The 4014-nt window shown below is 74.3% G+C and carries 3 protein-coding genes and 1 pseudogene; 2 read left to right on the top strand and 2 right to left on the bottom strand.

What is annotated here, in order from left to right; genetic code table 11:
* A pseudogene (locus tag ABZ281_RS40945) lies at positions 1-94 on the bottom strand (bifunctional riboflavin kinase/FAD synthetase); the annotation flags it as partial.
* Positions 95-144: 50 nt separating this feature from the next.
* Here ABZ281_RS40945 and ABZ281_RS40940 point away from each other — a divergent pair.
* Positions 145-312, top strand: a complete 168-nt coding sequence (locus tag ABZ281_RS40940) for a hypothetical protein (protein WP_356663040.1) — start codon at positions 145-147, stop codon at positions 310-312.
* On the top strand, positions 309-1304 hold the full coding sequence (locus ABZ281_RS40935) for a serine/threonine-protein kinase (RefSeq protein WP_356663039.1): 996 nt from the start codon (positions 309-311) through the stop codon (positions 1302-1304). Before ABZ281_RS40940 ends, ABZ281_RS40935 begins: the two co-directional genes overlap by 4 nt.
* Before the next feature lie 21 nt (positions 1305-1325).
* Here ABZ281_RS40935 and ABZ281_RS40930 read toward each other — a convergent pair.
* Positions 1326-4014, bottom strand: a 2689-nt coding sequence (locus ABZ281_RS40930) for a streptophobe family protein (RefSeq protein WP_356663038.1), incomplete at its 5' end; no start/stop codon positions are given.

Genomic DNA, 4014 nt, shown 5'->3' with positions numbered 1-4014 from the left:
CCTTGACGACGAAGTCGGCCGGGGACAGCTTCGAGAACTCGGTCGTGAAGGGGAGGATGAGCACCGCGTCCACGCCCAGTTCGGCCATGAGTTCGCGTGCCCACACGAGTGGTGGCGCCCGATGCCCCAGAGCCCACACGCGTCGTGACTCCCGACGCCCCCGAACCGACGAGGGCCGGGTCCGCTGACGCCCCCGAGCCCACGCGCGTCGTGTCCCCCGAGGAACGGGACGGCAAGGCCGAGGGCGAGGCGGATCGTCCGGCCGCGGCGCCGCCCACCCGGGTCGTCTCGCCCGAGGGTGACGGCCGTTGAACCGCGAGACGAGCCTGTTCTCCGGGCGGCCCTCCGAGCTGGTCGGGCAGCAGATCGCCGGGTACCGGATCGAGCAGGAGATCGGACGCGGCGGCATGGCCGTCGTCTACCGGGCCCGGGACCTGCGCCTGGAACGCACCGTCGCCCTGAAGCTGCTCGCCCCGGAACTCGCCCGCAACGACACCTTCCGCCGCCGCTTCACCCACGAGTCACGGGCCGCCGCGGCGATCGACCACCCGCACATCGTGCCGGTGTTCGAGGCCGGTGAGACGGACGGCGTGCTGTACATCGCCATGCGGTACGTCGCCGGCAGCGACCTGCGGCACGTCCTCGACCGCGAGGGCCCGATGCCGTACGCCACCGCCCTGCGCGTCGCCGCCCAGGTCGCCTCCGCGCTCGACGCGGCCCACGACAACGGACTGGTTCACCGGGACGTCAAGCCCGGCAACATCCTGGTGTCCCGGGGCACCGACAGCGACCACCCGGAGCACGTCTACCTGACCGACTTCGGCCTGACGAAGAAGTCGCTGTCACTGACCGGCTTCACCACGGTCGGCCAGTTCGTCGGCACGCTGGACTACGTCGCCCCCGAGCAGATCTCCGGCAAGCCGGTCGACGCCCGCTGCGACGTGTACGGCTTGGGCTGCGTCGTCTTCGAGACCCTGGCCGGTCATCCGCCCTTCATCCGCGACGACGACATGGCCTTGCTCTGGGCCCACCAGTACGACGAACCGCCGCTGCTGACCGGGGAACGGCCCGACCTCGACCCGCGGGTCGACCCCGTCTTCGCCCAGGCCCTCGCCAAGAACCCCGACGACCGGTACCCGTCCTGCCTCGCCTTCGTCGCCGCGCTGCGCGCCGCGACCACCGGCGGCGTGGCCGGGGGTGCGAGGACGCCCACGCGGGTGGACCGGCAGCCGCCGGTTGCGAGGGAGGAGCGGCCCAAGCCACCGCCGCGCTGGGCCGAACCGGTCTTCGTGCAGCGGATGTAGCACGGCCGTAGAACGGGGGCGTCAGCCCTCGCTGTCGGGGCGCACCTCGCCGCGCCGCCGTACGTGCCGCGCCAGCAGCGCCCCGGCGAACCCGGTCACCAGCCCCCAGGGGACGGCCAGACCGACGGCACCCCACAGCTTGGGTCTCAGGAACAGCTCGCCCCCGAGGCCGCCGCCCAGATCACCGATGCCGAGCACGGACAGGCCGTAGTGCGCGGAGATGCGCCCCACGAGGCCGATCATGAACACCGTGAGCGCGAGGGCGACCGCCATGTGCACCGCGTGCTGCCAGGCCCGGACCCGGGCCGGTGACCGGGCCGCCATCACGAACGCGGCGGCCAGCAGCAGCACGACGTCGACGACCAGCAGCCACCACACCCGGCCGTCGTGTTCGGCGAGCGTGCGCAGGTTCAGCTCGGAGATGTCCGGGGTGCGCAGCACCTCGTCGAGCACATGCGGCATGGGCAGCCCGAACGGCCCCTCCACCCGGCCGTTCCACGTGGCGCCGAGCCCGATCGTCAGCGCCAGCCACACCAGGTTGGGAATGCCCAGCAGGATCACCGCGAGCGTCTCCCGCGCGTGCCCTTTGGTCACCGCGACGATCAGGGCGGCGACCACGCCGATGACGACGCCGGCCAGTAGCAGCGCGACCATCGCGTACGCGGTCGGCCGCACCGACGTCTGGAAGCGCAGCAGCCCCGCGGGCAGCGGGGCCCCGCGTGACACCAGCAGCGCCAGCACCAGCACACCGGCCAGCCACACCACGCCGACGAACACGGACAGCGGCACGTCGGTGGTGAACCCTGCGCCGCCGTGGTCGCCCGCGCGGCGCACGGGCGGCGGAGCGGGGTCGCCGCCCGGGCTCTCGTCCGCGCCCTGGTGCGGTTCGGGCGCGAACGGACGGGACAGGGCGACCGTGGCCAGCGCGACCCGCTGCGCGGGCGCCGGCCAGAAGGTCACCGGGAGACGGCCGAAGGCGTCGAACTCGGCCTGCTGCGCCGGGGTGAACACCACTCCCGCGGCGTCCAGTTCGTCCTGGGTGAAGGTGTCGGCCACGTCCAGGGCGAGGGCGTCGAGCAGGTCTTCGTTGCCGTCCTCCCCCAGCGCCCAGGCGAGGCGGTCGCGGGCGGCGCCGACGGCCTCGGCGGTGACCACCGGGTCGCCGGGGGCGGCCGTGAACCGGTCGGCGAGGTCGGTGTCCAGCAGGTGGGGCAGCCGGCCCCGGGCTCCGGCGGTGGCGAGCAGCGCGTGGAAGAACGAGGCGCCGTCGTGCGGTACGTCGTGCACCACGCGGACCGTGGCACCGTCCGGGGAGGTGAGGGTGCGCGGGGCGGAGTCGGTGCCGTCGGTGATCGTGTACGGCTCGGGTGCCTCGGAGCGCCACCCCGGCTCGGTGTACTCCTGCGGCCGGTCCGGCACCGGAACCGAGGGCAGGCCCTGGTGGTGGGCGGTGAGGCGGGAGGCGGCGAGGTGCAGCCGGTGGTGGTCCGCGGCGGCGGCGTCGGTGCGCTCCTGCCAGCGGCGGACCTCGTCGCGGGCGGCCTGCCAGGCGGTGACGGCCGGGGACTCGGCGACGGCCCTGGGCAGGACGGTCGGGCGGTCGGGGTCGCCGTCGCCGAGCGCGGCCTGCTCCTCGGTGGTGAGGTCGAGCCACGTCTCACGGGCCCGGGCCCGGGCGTCGTAGTAGCGCTGTTCGGCCATGGCGAGGTCACCGGCCGACTTGGAAAGGTCGTCCCAGGCCTTGGCGACGTCGTCGGGGAACGTGGTGTCGTCCAGGAGACCGTAGTCGCGGGCGATGTCCTCGCGCAGCCACACCAGGGCGGTGGTCTCGGCCTCGGCGGCGCACGGGCCGCGCTTGGCCTTGCCGAGCGCGTGCAGGGGGCGGCTGTCGGTGAGCCGGTGGTCGACCTCGGCGACCGACAGCCAGCTCACCGGCAGCGCGAACAGCATGCTGCGGTTGGTGACGACCTTGATGTGGGTGCCGAGGGTGGTGTCGGTGGTGGCCTTGAGCGCGGTGCCGTCGTTCGCGCCGCCGATCGGGACGGTGACGCCCGGGTTGGTCAGGCCCGCGTTGGTGTTGCCCGCCAGCGGGGCGGAGCCCACGGCGCCTTCGATGTTGTCGGTGATGCCGGACTCCAGCGCGTCGGAGGTCTTGGCGCGCTGCATGGCCTCCATGCGCGGTTTGTTCTCCACGGCGAGCAGCCGGGCGCCGCGGCGGTGCATCTTCGCGTAGAGGCGGGAGTCGGCGGTGTGGAACTGGCCGACGAGGCGGGCGGAGGCCTGGGTGGGCAGCGGGGAGCCGCCGGCGCTCAGGGCCTCACGGAAGCCGGCGGTGAGACCGGCCTGTGTGGTGGCCTCCTGCTGGGCCTGGGCGGGGGCGGTGCCGAGGCCGGTGAGCGGGGTGTGGCGGGCCATGCGCACCCGTGCGGCGAGTACGTCGCCGGTGTGCCGCCTGCCGAGGTCGCTGTCGCCGAAGCCGTCGGCGCGGGCGGTGGCGAGGGTGAGGGCGTCCTGCACGTTGGCGGCGCCGTGGATGTCCACGGCGAGGATGCCGGAACCGATCCGATCGTCGTCGAAGGGCAGGATGTCCGAGGAGCCGGGGGCGGCGGAGGGGTCGCCCGCGGCGGCGGAGGAGCCGCCGCTGCCGCGGGAAGGGTCGCCGGGGGCGGTGGACGAGGCGCGCCAGGCGGCGACGCCCTCCGGGCCGGCC

Origin of the sequence: Streptomyces sp. NPDC006265, from assembly GCF_040613555.1 — a bacterium.
Taxonomy (GTDB): Bacteria; Actinomycetota; Actinomycetes; order Streptomycetales; family Streptomycetaceae; genus Streptomyces.
This window is presented reverse-complemented; position numbering and strand designations above follow the sequence as displayed.